Below are 15,768 nucleotides of genomic sequence, written 5' to 3'. Positions count from 1 at the left end.
GCCCATCTTTCCAATCCAGATCGAGTATCATCATGAAGACGTTGCGTGTTCGGCTTAATCACACCCCAATGGGCCCGCTTGCGGGCTTCTTCCTCGCTGAAGATCGCAACTATTTTGCCGATGAGGGGCTCGAGATCGAGTGGTCCGGCGCCCGTGGGGCATCCGCCGCCATCGCCGACATCAGGACCGGGGACTACGCCGCCGTCTACGGTGACATTAATTCGTTGACGATGCTTTTGTCGTCCCTTCCCGAGGGAACCGGTCCGCAGGCGGTTTTCGTCGCCTTCAACAGGACACCGCTGACCGTGGCTGTGCGCGCCGACGGGCCGGTGCAAACGCCCCGTGATCTGATCGGCAAGACACTATTTGGTCATCCTCACGATTCCGCTCGGATATTCTTTCCCGCCTATGCACGCGCCAGCGGCTTCGATGTCGCGGACGTGGATATCCGGGATGCCCAAGGCAGCCTCGGTCAACTCGTGCGCGCCATGATCGAGGACAAAGCTGGTGAAGGTGTCTTCGGTTTCGTGAATTCCACCATTGCGTCTCTCAGCGATATGAATTCGCCGCATGAGGCCAATACGCGCTTTCTCGAGTATTCGACCGTTCTTCCCGATTTCTATGGCAACGCACTCGTCGTGACGCGGGCGCTGCTTGAGACGGATCCGGCCGCCATCCAGGGGCTAGTGCGGGCGACCAGCCGAGGTTTTCGTGACGCAATCCGCGATCCCCGTGCTGGGATCGATGCCGTCATGGCACACGGGGCTGACATGAGCTACGCGGTCAATCTTCGGCGCTTCATGGGAACTCTCCAGCGCGAGATGAGCCATCCGGAACGGGAACGGCTCGGCATTGGCGACGTCGATCAGGCGCGGCTCGCCCGCAGTTGCGAGCAGGTAACAGTCGCCATGCAGCTCGACCGCAAGGTCGACGCGGCCGAGCTTTTCTCGCCCGCCTTCCTGCCAGCCCTGGAAGAGCGCCGTTTCGAGCCTTCGGCAGGATGAGTGCATCCATACACACCTCTTTGAACCCGGCATTCCACCTTCATCACGTCCTGAACAGGGATAGACGCAAGGCATGATAACTTCAGGGAAAGACAGTCCAAAAGGCGGCGTCTCATTGCGGCGTTTCGGTTCGATCGGACAAGTCGTCGCGCGCGAAACTTCGACAATCCTCGCCACGTTCCTTGGTCTGCTGATCGTCACCTTTCTCATCGGCCGGGTCGTGCCGATCGATGCGGTCCTCGCGGTGGTCGGCGAGAACGCGTCGGCGGAAGTCTACAACAACGCCAAGGTCGAACTGGGTCTCGACAAGCCGTTGCTCACCCAGTTCGGCATATATCTCGTCAAGATATTACAGGGCGATTTCGGGGTCTCGAACCTGACCGGCAATCCGGTGTTCTCGGATATCGCAACGGTGTTTCCGGCGACGCTCGAACTGGCGACGCTGGGCACGCTCATCGGCGTGCTGATCGGCATCCCAACCGGTGTCGCGGCGGCGGTGTACCGGGGCAAGTGGATCGACCATCTGGCACGGGTCGTCGGGCTGTTCGGCTATTCGGTTCCCGTATTTTGGCTCGGATTGATGGGACTGCTTCTCTTCTATGCGAAGCTGGGTTGGGTCGAGGGTCCTGGGCGCCAGAGCGTCGCCTATGCCGACCTCCTGTCCCCGGTGACCGGCGTCATTCTGCTGGATGCAGCTGTGCAGGGAGAATGGGAGATCTTCTGGGATGCCTTCTACCACCTGATCCTGCCGGCGACGCTGCTCGGCTTCTTCAGCCTCGCCTACATCAGCCGGATGACCCGCAGCTTCATGCTGACCGAACTCCAGCAGCAATATGTCACGACAGCTCGGGTCAAGGGGCTGTCTGAAGGACGCATCATCTGGCGCCACGCATTACGCAACGCTGTTGCCCCCCTGGTCGCGGTAATCGCGCTCTCCTATGCGAGCCTGCTGGAAGGTTCGGTGCTGACCGAAACCATCTTCGCCTGGCCGGGACTCGGTCGCTACATCACAAACTCCCTCCTCAATGCCGATATGAACGCCGTGCTCGGCGGCACCGTCGTGATCGGCGCCATATTCATCGGCGTCAACCTCCTGTCGGACATTGCCGGCCGGCTATTCGATCCGAGAACCAGATGACAGCTCTCCGCGCCTATCTACTGACTGACGACGCGCAGTCGCGTATGCAATCGCGGCTCGGCCAGGCTTATCGCCGGTGGCTCGTTCTTCGCGGCAATCCGCTGGCGATGGTCGGGCTCTTCATCGTGATCACGTTGCTGCTGGTCGCTGCATTCGCACCTCTGGTCGCTACCCATGATCCCATCGAACAGAACCTTGCACATCGCTTGCAGCCAATGAGTGCGGAATACTGGCTCGGAACCGACGCCCTCGGCCGCGATATCTTCAGCCGCATCGTCTACGGGTCGCGCGTCACGCTGTTCATCGTCCTCGCGGTGGTCGTGACCGTGGGGCCCGTGGGGCTGCTGATCGGTGCGACGGCGGGATACTTCGGCGGATGGGTCGATACGCTCCTGATGCGCATCACGGATGTGTTCCTCGCCTTTCCCCGGCTGATCCTGGCACTGGCGTTGGTGTCCGCGCTCGGGTCCGGCCTCGAGAACGCGATTCTCGCCATCGCGCTCACGGCATGGCCGCCTTATGCGCGAGTCGCGCGCGCCGAGACCATGGTGGTTCGCAAGTCCGACTACATCGCGGCAGCCCGCATGCAAGGAGCATCGGCATTTCGCATAATCCTGGGCCACGTGACGCCGATGTGCGTGCCCTCGGCAATCGTCCGCTCCGCGCTCGACATGGCCGGTATCATCCTGACCGCCGCCGGGCTTGGCTTCCTCGGCCTGGGCGCACAGCCGCCGCTGCCGGAATGGGGCGCCATGGTGGCCACCGGGCGGGAACAGGTGTTCGACCAGTGGTGGGTCGCGGCCTTCCCCGGCCTCGCCATCTGTATCTGTGCCCTTGGCTTTAACCTGCTCGGCGACGGGCTTCGCGACGTGCTGGACGCAAGATGAGCTCCTCAACCGCAAGACCCCCGCTGTTGGAGATCGCCAATCTCAACGTGCAGTTCCACAGCCGTGTCGAAACCGTGCACGCGGTGCGCGGCCTGTCGTTCACACTCGGGAGGGAGCGACTGGGCATCGTCGGCGAATCTGGATCAGGTAAATCGCTCACCGGACGGGCTATCCTGGATCTGGTTCCCCTGCCTGGTCGGGTGAGCGCCGACCGGATGACCTTCATGGGCCAGGATCTGCTCGCCATGAGCGCGAAGCAGCGAGGCGCGCTGCGCGGAGCCCACATGTCGATGGTCATGCAGGATCCGAAATTCTCGCTGAACCCGGTGATGACCGTGGGCAGGCAGATCGCCGAAGCTTACCGCGCCCATAGCAAGATGAGCGGCAGGCAGGCGGAGGAACACGCGTTGCACGCGTTGGAATCCGTGCGCATCCGGGATCCTCGCCGCGTCTACAACCTCTACCCGCACGAGGTGTCGGGCGGCATGGGTCAGCGCATCATGATTGCCATGGTGCTTGCTGCCGAGCCCGAGCTTCTTATCGCTGACGAACCGACCTCGGCACTTGACGTGACCGTGCAGATGCAGGTGCTCGCAATATTGGACGACCTCGTCAAGGAACGTGGAATGGGGCTGATCTTTATCAGCCACGACCTGCCTCTTGTCGGCGCCTTCTGCGACCGGGTCATCGTCCTCTACAGCGGACAGGTGATGGAGACACTCGAGGCCAGTGAGCTTGCGCAGGCCAAGCATCCTTACACGCAGGGGCTTTTGAACTGCATGCCCGACCTCAACCGCAGGGACGATGCCCTGCCCGTACTCAAGCGTGACAAGGCATGGCTGGCATGAGCGAGGCCGCGGTTAACATCGACAATCTCAACGTCCACTTCGGTGGATTGCATGCAGTGCGCGACGCGCACTTCAGCGTCCGCCCCGGCGAATGCTACGGCATCGTAGGGGAATCGGGATCCGGAAAATCGACCATCCTCCGCGCAATATCCGGCCTCAATCCGACTTGGACCGGTACGATCGAGATCAATGGGATTCAACAGACGCCGCATCGCCCCAAGAGCTTCTACCGCACGGTCCAGATGGTGTTCCAGGATCCGTACAGCAGCCTGCACCCACGCCACACCATCGACCGGACACTGTCCGAGCCGATTTCGATCTTCCGTCTTGATCGGGCCGAAGAGCGCGTCCGTTCGGCGCTCGAACGGGTCGGGCTACGGCCCAGTTTCAGGTTCCGCTATCCGCACCAACTGTCCGGCGGGCAGAGGCAGCGCGTCGCCATCGCGCGCGCCCTCATCCTCGAGCCGTCGATCCTGCTGCTCGACGAGCCCACCTCCGCGCTCGACGTGTCGATCCAGGCGGAAGTGCTCAATCTGCTGAAGGAGTTGCTCGTCAGTTCCGGACTGACGATGGTCCTGGTCAGCCACAACCTCGCAGTCGTCGCGCATATGTGCCAGCGTGTCGCCGTGATGAATGGCGGCAGCATCGTGGAGGAAACCACCGCTGATGCTCTGCGCGATGGCCGCGTGCGGGAGGACTACACGGCACAGTTGCTCGCAGCGACACGCAGCTACGACCGCGCCGCTGCGCGTGGCCTAGACCCCTCCGATTGAAACCGTTTTCGGGCGGCGTGTTTGCGGCGACGCTGGCCCGTTTCTCTTGGTGTCGCCGCGGTGGTTCAGGACGTTACCGATATGGACACGACACAGGCGTTGCGCGAATTATGGCCCGCAATTGAACCCTACAGAACGGGGCGGTTACGGGTCAGCGCTCTCCACGAGCTCTATTTCGAGGAGTCGGGCAATCCGGCGGGTAAGCCCGTTGTGCTGGTCCATGGCGGCCCTGGATATGGAACCGATCCGGAGGATCGTCGATATTTCGATCCGTCGCGCTATCGCATTATAGCTTTCGACCAGCGTGGCGCCGGCAAATCCACGCCGCTCGGCGAGACGAAGGAAAACACCACTTCCTTGCTCGTCGAAGACATGGAAACGCTGCGCAAGAAGCTCGGTCTCGACGACTGGATGCTGTTCGGCGGCTCCTGGGGTACCACGCTCTCCATCGCCTATGCGCAGAGCCACCCGGACCGCGTCACCGCGGCGATCCTGCGCGGCATCTGGCTCAACAGCAAGGCCGAGATCGACTGGTTCATGAGCGGCGTCAGCCGCTTCTTTCCCGAAACCTGGGAAACCTTCGCCAGCCTTCTGCCCAAAGGCGAACGCGACGATGTTGTTCCCGCCTACGCCAAGCGGCTTCAGGGCGACGACGTGGCGCTGCGTGACGCCGCGGCACGCGCGTGGAGCCGCTACGAGGGGTCATGCTCCACGCTCACCCCCGACCCCGGAACCATGAGCGGTTTCCAGGAGCCGCATGTCGTCGGGGCACTCGCTCGGATCGAGGCATCGTACTTCATCAACGAGGCGTTCCTGCCGCCCAATCATCTCATGGACAATATGCACCGCATGGCCAAGATTCCCGGCGTCATCGTCCAGGGCCGCTACGATATGGTCTGTCCACCGCGGACGGCTTTTGAAGTGCACAAGCGCTGGCCCGCGTCACGCCTCGAGATCATTCCCGATGCCGGCCACTCCGACAGCGAGCCGGGCATCCGCCAGGCACTGTTGGCAGCAACCGAAGAATTCACAGACAGGTCGGCGATCCTGCCTAAGGACGATCGGCGTCCAGTCTTTGGATAAGTTCTCGTCCCTCAATCGGTAGTTGATCAGTTGGGCGGGCGTCTCGAACACCGTTGCCGGCGCGCCGTTTCCGATGGGCGGGCAGCACCGGGCCTCTCGACAATTCAATGGTGGCGGCTACAGGCCGCTGCGGACGGCGCAACAAGACCATTCAAGGGACAGGAAGAAATGCTCAGTATCGACCGGATAAACCACATGGAATGGGACGAATTCGTATCCACTTTGGGACCGGTATTCGAGAATTCGCCTTGGATCGCCCGCGGCGCTTGGAATAGTCGCCCCTTCGTGAATGCCGAGGCGTTGCATCGCGCCATGTTCGATCAGGTGCTCCGACGTGACGTCGCAACTCGAATGGAGTTTCTGCGCGTTCACCCAGACCTGGCTGGAAAGGAGGCCAAGGAAGGTCGAATGACTACAGAATCGACAGTCGAGCAAGGAACGGCGGGCCTCGATCGGCTATCCTCTAGAGAAGCCGCGATGATAGACGACCTGAACAGCCGTTATCGCGCAAAACATGGCTTTCCCTTCATCATATGCGTGCGTCACTACACCAAGGTTGGTATTTTTGCCGAGTTCATCCACCGACTGGGGTGCGGCACCGAAATCGAACTGGAGGAAGCTTTGCGCCAGATCGCCAACATCAGCCGTTACAGGCTTGACTCCATCCTCGCGCCCCAGACCGATGGTGAAATCAAGCCTAGTTGAACGGCCGACAAGGGGCCGAAATCTGCTGGTCCGCTTTCGAAAAACAATTGGCTGAAGCAGACATTCGGCAACCGACCCCGAACGGACATTTCAAGGACTAAGTGGTGGGAGAGCCCTTTCACCATTCGACCGCGAGTCTCCCAACGCCGCGCGAGAGAGGTGCGTTCGGCCGCGATTTACTGGATCGCAGTCCTCTGAGTAAAAGCGATGGCATTTTCCAATGGCAATGAGAGCGGACTGGGATTGGCGGCGCGGCTGTTTTCCTGCTGGCAGAAGCCTCCAGCTATGTGCACGGCGCGACCATTCCCGTCGATGGCGGTTGGCTGGCACGGTAAGGGTAGGCGCTAGCGGCAGTGGATACGTCTCGAGGCCGCGCGGCAGCTCCTGAGCAAAACATTAGGAGTAGCGGCCAAGGCCGCTACTCGTCCTTCAGGGCAGAACCGGCACGGCCGGCGGTGCTGATCGCGATTGCGGCAAAGGTTACAAGCGCCGCGGCAACGAGGAACCAGGCCGGGGCGAGCTTCGAGCCGGTGGCGCCGATTAGCCAGGTCGCGATCAAGGGCGCGGTGCCGCCGAACAGCGCATTGGCCGAGTTGAAGCTGAGCGCAAAACCGGAAAAGCGGACCCGGGTCGGGAACAATTCGCACAGGAACGTAGGCAGCGTGCCGCCGTTCATCGACAGGAGCGCGCCGAACAACGACCAAACGCCGAGGATGACAAGGAAGCCGGCCGAGTTCATGCCGGTGAAGACCACGCCCGAAAGCAGCGCAAACATCGGCACGGTCAGGACCGCGAACAGCACCGAACAGACCATCAGGACCTTCTTGCGGCCAAGCTTGTCGGACAGCGCGCCCATCAGAAAGATTGAGCCGAGATAGACCGCCAGCGAGATGGTCGAGCCGACAAAAGCGGCGGTCTCGGAGATACCCAGTTCGGTGGCGAGATAGGTCGGCATATAGCTCAGCACCAGATAGAAACCGACCGCGTTCAGGAGCGTGCCGCCGAAGGCGATCACCAGTTCGCGGCGATGCTTGGTCAACAATTCGACCACCGGAGTCTGCGGCACGTGGTGCGCCTGTTCGAGCATCTTGAAGTGCGGGGTCTCGTCCAGCTTGCGGCGGATATAGATGCCGATGAAGCCAAGCGGCAACGCCATCAGAAACGGCAGGCGCCAGCCCCAGCTTTGCATCTGTTCGACGCTGAGCAGGCCATGGAGGATCGCGACAAACAGCGAGGCGGCGAGCAGACCTGCGGCCTCGCCTGCAGGCACCAGGCAGGTCAGGATGCCGCGTTTGCCATCGGGTGCGTATTCGGCCAGGAAAGAAGCGGCTCCGGCGTACTCGCCCGAAGCGGCAAAACCTTGCACCAGACGTGTGGCCAAAAGCAGCCCCGCCGCCCAGAGCCCGACCGATTGGTAAGTGGGCAAAAGCGCGATCACGAACGTCGACGCCGACATGATGAAGATCGACAGCGAAAGGGTTTTCTGCCGGCCGATCCTGTCGCCGAAATGGCCCCAGATGACGCCGCCAATCGGCCTCACGATGAAGGATAGCGCAAAGACCGCATATGTCGCCATTAGCGCGCTGCGGGCATCGGTCCCGGGAAAGAACACGACGGCGATCACGGTGGCGAGAAAGCCGTAGGAGGCATAGTCGAACCACTCGACAAAAGTCCCGATGAAGCTCGCCATGCCTACGCGACGCAGCACCAGGCCGGTTGCTTCGGCTGCGGGCAATCTTTTCCCGGACGGTATAACGGTGTCAGTCATGCGAAGGTCTCCTCCCTGTCGCGCTAAGAGTGACGGCATCACTCCGAGGGGCTCGAGGTCGAGTTTCTCCGGAGGCAAATGCGTATCTACCGAAGCGGATGACTCGGATAAATCCGAAGTTAGTGATGCCAATATCGAAATCACCGATGTGAAGTTCGCCAGAGACGGCCGGGAGCGGGACGCAGCTTCGTCAGCTGGCAAAATCAAGATCGAACCGCAGCGACATCATCGTCGCGGCAGGATAGCCAAGAGGCTGCATGCAAACTCGTCGTGCTGCAGAACGGGCTTTGTCTCGAAGTTTCAGAGCGTCTGCGATGAGCCGGCGATAGCTGGCGGCCTGATCCCGAGCCCCGCTTCTTGCGTGTATTCCACGGTGCGGAATGGATTAATTGACTTAGCTCTCCCAGCGACTTTGATGATGACCAGCTAAACAAACAACCTTTTTTGGGAGGAAACGGTGGCAGGTTTGGACACATCTGGCGCGGTCAAACAGACCGGCGCCGACATCAGCCGCGAGGCCGCTGAAAGCGCCAACGAACTTGGCAAGATCGGTTATAAACAAGAGCTTGGGAGGCGGTTGAAAGTCTGGCATGTGGTCTGCCTGGCCATGGCTGACGCATCGCCTGCCATGGCGGTGCTTCTTCTGACGGGCGGCGTGTTCGCCGTCGGCGGCACGTTTGGTGTCGGCGCCATGCTGATCCTCTCCGTCGTCGTGCTTTTGATTGCGCTGTGCCTGGGCGAACTCGCATCCGTCCACCCATCGACTGGCGGCTCGTACTCGATGGTACGCAGCGTTCTCCCAGAACCGCTCGCCTGGATCACGCTATTCAACTTTGTCACCCAGGGCGTCGTCATCCCTGCGAGCCTGATGCTGGGAATTGTCATCTTCTTGAAGGATCTGTTTCCCGGTCTGGCGGTCTCCAACGAACTTGTCGCGCTGGTCCTGCTTTGCGTGTCCGGAGCGATCGCCATGACGCGCGTCGAAGTCGGTGCGAGCGTAAACATCGTGATCCTCTGCATCCAGATAGTGGTTGTGGGTCTCGTGGTCGTTGCCGCGTTCGTTTCGCCTCAGCAGAACCCGATCGATGTCGTCTTCAATCCCGTGCGGCTCGAAGGCGGTGTCCTGGTTCCCGTGACGCTAGCTGTTGCGTTCTCGACGCTTGCGCCAGCGTTCAACGTCCTGAACGGGTATGATGCGACGTGCGGTTTTGTTGAAGAGCTGGTTGGTGGCGCCCGCGATATCGGCCGGGCGGTCGTCACGGCGGCCATCGTCGCGTCGCTTCTTATTGCATTGCCGCTGTTCGCCGGGGTCGTTGCGGCACCGGATCTGGTTAGCTTCCTGAGCGCAGAAGCGCCGATTGTTCTCGCGGTTGAACACGCACTCGGCCCCTGGGCAAGCACGGCCGTGAACATTGGCGTGATCGCGGCCCTTTTCAATGGCGCCCTGACGCTTCAGATGTACTTCGCCCGAGGCATCTATGCGTCGGCGCGTGATGGATTGTGGCCGCCCTTCCTCGGGAAGAGGCTGGCGGAAATCAACAAGTTCCAGTCACCCGGCTGGGGGGTGGTCGCGCTGGTCATTCCGGCAGCCGCGTTGATCTTCATGAGCAGCCTGGACTGGCTCATCATCTTTGCGGGCACGATGATCGCGACGGTCTATTTTTTTGTCGGCCTCGCGGCACTTTGGAGCCGCATCTTGCAAAAGGACGCCGTTCGCCCGTTTCGCATGCCGTTTTGGCCCCTGCCACCGCTGATAGTGGTGGGCTTCACAGGCTATGCACTGTTGACCCAGACCAGCGACTTCCTCATCGGAGCGCTCGTGCTGGCCGCAGTCGCCGTTGCCTGCTGGGCGCTGTCGAAACTGTGGCGCGACGGCAAGAGCTCTAGCGGCATCTGAAGGAGACAACGGCCAAATAGCATTCCGCCAAGGAATGAATACCAGAACCGAGGTATCCGCGTGTTGCGCGTGGGTACCTTTTCCGGGCCGCAGTTGGAATCCGGCTTTCAAGGCATTCCGATGGTTGGCCCGAATTCCAACCTCGGGCCGGGCAGCCTCCGAGTTGCTGGGGAAAAATGTCGACGTCGCCCCGTCAGGCGGCACCTATTGTCCGGAAGTTGCGCCTGATGCGCTCGTGCAAACGCTCTCGATTCCACGATGCGAAATGCATCTCTTGAATTGGTCGTCCGTGCAAACGATCCTCGGTCTCAGCCATCCGGCGGACATGCCGCCTTTTCATGCAACACGAGTGTAACATGACCCGATGCATTATCATTACCGGCGCTGGCCGGGGCATAGGAAGGGCCACGGCCCAGCGTTTTGCCATCAGTGGCGATCATCTTGTTCTGATGGACCGTAAGTTCGACAACGACGTTGCCGATCTGGACCGGACCGCGCGCGCCGCCGGCGGCTCGGTCATCGCGCAGACGGGTGACATTACTGTAGCACAGGACGTTGCCGCGTTGATCTCCACGGCGCTGGAAACCCATGGCCGCATCGACGTGCTAGTCAACAATGCCGGCATTCTGTTGTCCCGCGAAACCACGCAAACGACGATGGACGAGTGGAATCGCGTCATTGCCGTCAACCTCACGGGCACGTGGGCCTGCATACATGCTGCGCTGCCCACCATGCTGACCCAGAAGTCCGGCCGGATAATCAACGTCTCGTCGGAGCTTGGCTTGATTGGATTTCCGACCTACGCCGCCTATTGCGCTTCAAAAGGCGGGGTCATTGCCATGACAAAGGCGATCGCCAAGGAAGTTGCGCAGCATGGCGTCCTGGTGAACTCCGTCGCGCCTGGTCCCATCGAGACCCACATGCTGAAATACGACACGATCGAATTCAATGACGAGACCCGGGAACAACTCCCGATCAAGAGGTTCGGTCAACCCGACGAGATCGCCGCAGTGATCGAGTTTCTGGCTGGCCCCGGTGGCACCTACATGGTGGGTCAGATCGTTAGCCCAAATGGAGGGGCGGCGATCTGAATTCGCGGCGTAGATAGCGAATTCGATAACGCACCGCTGGCGGCGTTTTGACCAGGGCGCCAAAAACGGCACTGGCCCGCACCTGAAACGATCAGGGAGGGCAGGTTGGCGGAGCATGTCCAGCCGCCGCCACCCGGTCATGCACCCGGAAACGCCCATCAATTCCACTGTACGGAATTCATATCTTGAGAACGCCGGATATCCGGGCGAAACTTTGCCGACATGTTGAGGAGCAGAGAATGGCGAAGAGCAGGAAAACAGTCGGCATTCGCAGCGGGCATGCCATGGACCGGACTACTTGCCCGAACCTCGGCATCGGTTTCTAGCCATGGAGTCGCGCGACAAGGAGCCGGAAATGGCGGGGACGGTCCAGTCTCTCCTGCGCGGGCTTTCCATCCTGGAGGCTCTGTCGGAGTTCAGCGTCCGTGGGGCAACTTTGCAGGACATTGCGGATCGCACGAAACTATCCCCAAGCACCGCGCACCGCCTGCTCGCGACCATGGTCGAAGCCGCTTATGTGACGCGGGGCAAGAGCCGCAACAGCTATGTTCTGGGCCATCGGATCATTGCGGTGGCTGGCTCGGTGCAATTGCGCACCGCTCATCTGCGGGTCCTGGTGCGTCCACATCTCGAGGCCATTGCCGAGGAAAGTGGAGAAGCTGCTCATCTGGTCGCTTTGGATGGGCGCAATTCCGTTTACATCGACCAAGTCGAGGGTCCGCGCATGCTACGCATGTCGATCCGGGTGGGGAGCACATTTCCGGCCAATACGTCGGCGTCCGCCAAAGCCATCCTGGCATTTCAGAATTCAGACGAGGCCCTTCGCCTGATCTTTTCGAACCAGCAGTTGAAACGCTACACCCGCCGGACGATCCTCGACGTAGACCACTTTCGCTCCGAATTGCGAGACACGCGTGAACGCGGCTATGCGATCGAGCGCGAGGAAATTGAAGACGGCATAAGCTGCATAGCTGCGCCCATCCTCGATCGGTCCGGCACCGCCCTTGCTGCCATCAGCGTTCCCGGACCAACGACGCGCATCATGCACCCAGCACCTGAACGCCTGGGTGCGATCATCGTGGCCCATACGACCAAAATCACCAGCATTTTAACTGCCGCAAGGGCGCCCGGGCTGGCGCGCTAGAGCATCATTCGAAAATCGGAAACGACTTTCGCAAGGTACCGAGCAGTTTCAATCACTTGGAGCGTCCCTCGTGCGTCCTCTCGGACGCAGGGCGCCCCATTGCCACGCAATCAGTCTCCAGGGAGGAAACAAAAATGGCATCCATACTCGTCACCGGCGGTCTCGGGTACACCGGGCGCATCATCGTGCGCCAACTGGCCGAGTGCGGGATCCATGTCGTGAGCTACAACCGCGACTACGCCGAGCTCTCGACGGATTTCATAACCTGCGTCCAGGGCGAACTTTACGAGGTGCCGCGTCTTGTGCGGACCATCGAGAAATACGGAGTCGACCGGATCATCCATACCGCTGCGATGTCTCATCCGGACCTTTCGATCGACCTGCCGCTGACAACCGTGATTTCCAACATCGACGGCACGGTGAACGTGATGGAGGCGATGCGGCTGGCGGGCATCAAGCGGTTGGTGAATTTCTCCTCCGAAACCGTCTATGGCAACCACCCCGAACCGATCGACGAGCGTTCAGCGACCGTACCTACGACACCCTACGGCGTAACCAAGGTTGCGATGGAGCATTTCGGCCGCGTCTACAACGACCTTTTCGGGTTGCAGGTCATGGCGCTGCGCTTCACGGAGGTCTACGGACCGGGAAACCGGATGCCGCAGATCTTGCGCGACATCGTCAAGACCGTGCTGCGTGGATCGAGATTCTCGATGACCAGCGGCGCCGACCATCTGTTTCATTTCATCCATGCGGAAGATGTCGCGCGCGCTGCCATATTGGCCGCCACCACCGACAACCAGCTGGGCTCTGTCTTTAACGTTTTCGGCGATCGCTGCTGGACCTTGGCGGAATCGGCCGATCTGGTGCGCAAGCTCCTGCCTGAGGCACAGATCGACATTGGCCCCGGCCATTGCCACCTCGACCGCCAAGGACCCTGGGACCAGTCGGCGGCGATCCGCGAGCTTGGCTACACCCCCAGATATACACTCGAAGATGGCCTTTCCCGCTATGTGGAATGGCTGCGCGTGAACGAGTACTGACCGATGGCGACGCACCGAAGCCGAGCAGCCGCGGGCGACTATTTCATTCCCGTGGCGCCGTTGACCCGAGAGGCATTCCTGCCCTTCGGCGATGTCATCGACGACACCGGAGCGACCGTTTTCCCGACGAATGACGGCACCGCCTTGCGTATCCATGAACTCGGCATAGCCGATTGCCAGGCGGATGGCGGGCGAACCTTGTTCAGCATCTTTCGCATGAGGCAGGCTTCCTTGCCTGACACGATCAGGCTCATGGAGCGTCATCCTCTCTCGAGCCAAGCCTTCGTGCCTCTCGGCATTGTGCGTCTTGTTGCGCTCGTCGCTCAGGCTGGATCGCGGCCTGAAGTCAGCGAACTGCAGGCCTTCGTCACCAACGGACGGCAAGGGGTGAATTACCGCCGGGGGACCTGGCATCACCCACTGATCACGCTTGATCCCGGCGATTTCCTCGTCGTGGACCGCGCCGGGCCAGGTGCAGCGTTTACCCAGGACTACGAAGAGGTGGCCCTGGCTGCAACACCGCGCCTCGCCTTGAACGCTGCCTCCCCTATCCCAGAATACAAATCTTAAGGCTGACTCCCATGATCTCCAATCCCATCAAATGGCCGAACGGCGCGAAATGCGCCTGCTCCCTGACCTTCGACATGGACGCCGATAGCCTGATCCATGTCGACTATCCCAACGATGGCAACAAGCGGGTCTCGGCGATTTCGATGCTGCGCTATGGCCCGCTCGTTGCCGTGCCGCGCATCGTCGAGACCTATCGCCAGCTCGGCATCAGACAGACATTTTTTGTCCCGGCGTGGTGTATCGAGCAATATCCGCAAATCGTGCAAGGCATCCTCGAAGGTGGCCACGAGATCGCTCATCACAGCTACATCCACGAAAATCCGCTGCATCAGACCGAAGCGGACGAGGCTCATTGGCTGGATGTCGGGATCGAGGTGATCAAGCGTGTGACCGGCAAGGCGCCGCGTGGCTGGCGTGCGCCGCTCTACAACTTCTCCAATCACTCGCTCGACCTGCTTCTCGATCGGGGGTTCCGCTACGACGCTTCCTTGATGGGGGCCGATATCCCCTATGTCATCAAAAGCCGCCGCGACGGACGCGAACTGATGGAACTGCCCAGCCACTGGGGCCTCGACGACTGGCCGCAATATGTGCAGTCGTTCGACCTCAACTACATGATGCCGGTTCGCAGCGCCCGCAATGGTTTCGATCTGTACTTGCGCGAATTCGAGGCGGCTTACGAACATGGGGCGCTTTGGGTTCCGGTGCTTCACCCCTTCGTCACCGGCCGGCTGGCGCGGTGGCATGTCTTCGCTGAATTTCTGGAGAAGGTCGTAAGCCAGGGCGACGTCTGGTTCGCTCCGATGGAGGAGATCGCCGAATTCGTTCGCGGCGAGATCGATGCTGGTCGACATCAACCGTTGGTCGAAGCGATTCCACAATACGAAAAGCCTGTCGGGCGGGTCTTTGCAAGACGCTAGCGCAACTGCCCGAAATCGAAACCGGTTTCAGCAGAACAACGCGCACATCCACTAATAACGTCCGCTGTGCGTCCATTTGGACGCACAGCGCTCAAGTGCGCTCCTACAAGGTGGTGTCAAATTGCCCATATTGCGGTTCACGGTACCAGGAGAGGTTGATGTCTGGCCCACGGTCGAACGCGTGTTGCTGGGAGGCTATACGGGCAGGCGAGAACAAGACGTCGCTGTACATGTCGCGGAAATGCAGAAACTCGGGGTGACCTCGCCGAGTTCGCTTCCTGTCTTCTACGAAGCACTGCCCTGCCTGCTGACGCAGGGCAAAAGCGTTTACGTCGTCGGCGAGGACACGCTGCCCGAGGTCGAATTCGTCTTGTTCGGGTTTGAAGGAAGACAATATGTGACGGTGGGCAACGACCAGTTTGACCTAGCCATCGAGAAGCACTCGCCTGCAAAGTCGAAGGGCCTCTGTCAGAAAGTCGTTGCGACCGCAGCGTGGGCTTTGGACGAAATCACTGATCACTGGGATCATCTTCATCTCGAACTTTGCAGCCGGGGAACGATCCTTCAGGCTTCGTCAGTAGACTGTATCCTCAAGCCGGCCCAATTGCTCGACAAAGCGCGCTGGGACTGCCGTTTCGACGCGCAAGCAGGCATGCTTTTTTCTGGTACCGTGCCGAACTTGAGTGCCATCGATGCCTGCACGAGAGACTTTACAATCAAGCTTCAGGATCGGTTCCTCGATCGGGAAATCCGTTGCGACTTCGATGTCGTCGACGTTACGTCCCGATGAACCGTCACATCCGCGGCAAATTACCAGTGTTCATCGATTGAATTGTCGCGCTTCGCCACCATCATCATCTGCGCCGGCAACCACGGCCAGATGTAGGCGACCTTGAT

The 15,768-nt window shown here is 60.6% G+C and carries 15 protein-coding genes and 1 pseudogene; 15 read left to right on the top strand and 1 reads right to left on the bottom strand.

Annotated features, from left to right (window positions below; all coding sequences use genetic code 11):
• Nucleotides 1-32: 32 nt before the first annotated feature.
• From J1C56_RS16590 to J1C56_RS32940, 8 genes and pseudogenes are all read left to right on the top strand, one after another.
• Complete coding sequence (locus J1C56_RS16590) at nucleotides 33-1,004, top strand: ABC transporter substrate-binding protein (protein ID WP_214391152.1); 972 nt, start codon at nucleotides 33-35, stop codon at nucleotides 1,002-1,004.
• A gap of 73 nt (nucleotides 1,005-1,077) precedes the next feature.
• Entirely contained in the window at nucleotides 1,078-2,142 is a 1,065-nt protein-coding gene (locus J1C56_RS16585; RefSeq protein WP_214391151.1) for an ABC transporter permease, read from the top strand.
• The gene (gene nikC, locus J1C56_RS16580) at nucleotides 2,139-3,029 is read left to right on the top strand and encodes a nickel transporter permease (RefSeq protein WP_214391150.1); all 891 of its coding nucleotides are present in this window, start codon (nucleotides 2,139-2,141) and stop codon (nucleotides 3,027-3,029) included. The genes J1C56_RS16585 and nikC overlap by 4 nt, the downstream gene beginning before the upstream one ends.
• A complete protein-coding gene (locus J1C56_RS16575; protein WP_214391149.1) occupies nucleotides 3,026-3,877 on the top strand; it encodes an ABC transporter ATP-binding protein in 852 nt (283 codons plus the stop codon). The genes nikC and J1C56_RS16575 overlap by 4 nt, the downstream gene beginning before the upstream one ends.
• The gene (locus J1C56_RS16570) at nucleotides 3,874-4,650 is read left to right on the top strand and encodes an ABC transporter ATP-binding protein (RefSeq protein WP_214391148.1); all 777 of its coding nucleotides are present in this window, start codon (nucleotides 3,874-3,876) and stop codon (nucleotides 4,648-4,650) included. The genes J1C56_RS16575 and J1C56_RS16570 overlap by 4 nt, the downstream gene beginning before the upstream one ends.
• An 81-nt stretch (nucleotides 4,651-4,731) precedes the next feature.
• The gene (gene pip / locus J1C56_RS16565) at nucleotides 4,732-5,733 is read left to right on the top strand and encodes a prolyl aminopeptidase (RefSeq protein WP_246591448.1); all 1,002 of its coding nucleotides are present in this window, start codon (nucleotides 4,732-4,734) and stop codon (nucleotides 5,731-5,733) included.
• 168 nt (nucleotides 5,734-5,901) lie between these two features.
• Entirely contained in the window at nucleotides 5,902-6,438 is a 537-nt protein-coding gene (gene uraD, locus J1C56_RS16560; protein ID WP_214391146.1) for a 2-oxo-4-hydroxy-4-carboxy-5-ureidoimidazoline decarboxylase, read from the top strand.
• Between the two features lie 242 nt (nucleotides 6,439-6,680).
• A pseudogene (locus tag J1C56_RS32940) lies at nucleotides 6,681-6,773 on the top strand (2-deoxy-D-gluconate 3-dehydrogenase); the annotation flags it as partial.
• Between the two features lie 83 nt (nucleotides 6,774-6,856).
• On the opposite strand, the gene J1C56_RS16555 reads toward J1C56_RS32940, so the two are convergent.
• Nucleotides 6,857-8,206 (bottom strand): MFS transporter, encoded by a 1,350-nt coding sequence (locus J1C56_RS16555; RefSeq protein ID WP_214391145.1) that lies wholly within the window; start codon nucleotides 8,204-8,206, stop codon nucleotides 6,857-6,859.
• A gap of 457 nt (nucleotides 8,207-8,663) precedes the next feature.
• Between J1C56_RS16555 and J1C56_RS16550 the strand changes: the two genes are divergently transcribed.
• From J1C56_RS16550 to J1C56_RS16520, 7 genes are all read left to right on the top strand, one after another.
• Complete coding sequence (locus J1C56_RS16550; RefSeq protein WP_214391144.1) at nucleotides 8,664-10,103, top strand: APC family permease; 1,440 nt, start codon at nucleotides 8,664-8,666, stop codon at nucleotides 10,101-10,103.
• Nucleotides 10,104-10,459: 356 nt separating this feature from the next.
• Nucleotides 10,460-11,194 carry an SDR family NAD(P)-dependent oxidoreductase gene (locus J1C56_RS16545; RefSeq protein WP_214391143.1) on the top strand — a complete coding sequence of 245 codons (735 nt, stop codon included), beginning with the start codon at nucleotides 10,460-10,462 and terminating at the stop codon, nucleotides 11,192-11,194.
• A gap of 328 nt (nucleotides 11,195-11,522) precedes the next feature.
• Nucleotides 11,523-12,338, top strand: a complete 816-nt coding sequence (locus J1C56_RS16540; protein ID WP_214391142.1) for an IclR family transcriptional regulator — start codon at nucleotides 11,523-11,525, stop codon at nucleotides 12,336-12,338.
• Nucleotides 12,339-12,472: 134 nt separating this feature from the next.
• Nucleotides 12,473-13,381 (top strand): NAD-dependent epimerase/dehydratase family protein, encoded by a 909-nt coding sequence (locus tag J1C56_RS16535; RefSeq protein ID WP_214391141.1) that lies wholly within the window; start codon nucleotides 12,473-12,475, stop codon nucleotides 13,379-13,381.
• 51 nt (nucleotides 13,382-13,432) lie between these two features.
• On the top strand, nucleotides 13,433-13,951 hold the full coding sequence (locus tag J1C56_RS16530; RefSeq protein ID WP_214391140.1) for an ureidoglycolate lyase: 519 nt from the start codon (nucleotides 13,433-13,435) through the stop codon (nucleotides 13,949-13,951).
• Nucleotides 13,952-13,962: 11 nt separating this feature from the next.
• Nucleotides 13,963-14,871, top strand: coding sequence for a polysaccharide deacetylase family protein (locus J1C56_RS16525; RefSeq protein ID WP_214391139.1), 909 nt, complete (start codon nucleotides 13,963-13,965; stop codon nucleotides 14,869-14,871).
• A gap of 121 nt (nucleotides 14,872-14,992) precedes the next feature.
• On the top strand, nucleotides 14,993-15,661 hold the full coding sequence (locus J1C56_RS16520) for a DUF2848 family protein (protein WP_214391138.1): 669 nt from the start codon (nucleotides 14,993-14,995) through the stop codon (nucleotides 15,659-15,661).
• Nucleotides 15,662-15,768 lie beyond the last annotated feature (107 nt).

The organism is Aminobacter anthyllidis (assembly GCF_018555685.1).
Taxonomy (GTDB): Bacteria; Pseudomonadota; Alphaproteobacteria; order Rhizobiales; family Rhizobiaceae; genus Aminobacter; species Aminobacter anthyllidis.
This window is presented reverse-complemented; position numbering and strand designations above follow the sequence as displayed.

Bases quoted from the DNA above. Each gene is read 5' to 3' on its own strand.
- J1C56_RS16575 (WP_214391149.1), top strand. From the start codon at position 3,026: ATGAGCTCCTCAACCGCAAGACCCCCGCTGTTGGAGATCGCCAATCTC.
- J1C56_RS16525 (WP_214391139.1), top strand. From the start codon at position 13,963: ATGATCTCCAATCCCATCAAATGGCCGAACGGCGCGAAATGCGCCTGC.
- J1C56_RS16590 (WP_214391152.1), top strand. From the start codon at position 33: ATGAAGACGTTGCGTGTTCGGCTTAATCACACCCCAATGGGCCCGCTT.
- J1C56_RS16540 (WP_214391142.1), top strand. From the start codon at position 11,523: ATGGAGTCGCGCGACAAGGAGCCGGAAATGGCGGGGACGGTCCAGTCT.
- uraD (WP_214391146.1), top strand. From the start codon at position 5,902: ATGCTCAGTATCGACCGGATAAACCACATGGAATGGGACGAATTCGTA.
- J1C56_RS16545 (WP_214391143.1), top strand. From the start codon at position 10,460: ATGACCCGATGCATTATCATTACCGGCGCTGGCCGGGGCATAGGAAGG.
- J1C56_RS16585 (WP_214391151.1), top strand. From the start codon at position 1,078: ATGATAACTTCAGGGAAAGACAGTCCAAAAGGCGGCGTCTCATTGCGG.
- J1C56_RS16535 (WP_214391141.1), top strand. From the start codon at position 12,473: ATGGCATCCATACTCGTCACCGGCGGTCTCGGGTACACCGGGCGCATC.
- J1C56_RS16570 (WP_214391148.1), top strand. From the start codon at position 3,874: ATGAGCGAGGCCGCGGTTAACATCGACAATCTCAACGTCCACTTCGGT.
- nikC (WP_214391150.1), top strand. From the start codon at position 2,139: ATGACAGCTCTCCGCGCCTATCTACTGACTGACGACGCGCAGTCGCGT.
- pip (WP_246591448.1), top strand. From the start codon at position 4,732: ATGGACACGACACAGGCGTTGCGCGAATTATGGCCCGCAATTGAACCC.
- J1C56_RS16555 (WP_214391145.1), bottom strand. From the start codon at position 8,206: ATGACTGACACCGTTATACCGTCCGGGAAAAGATTGCCCGCAGCCGAA.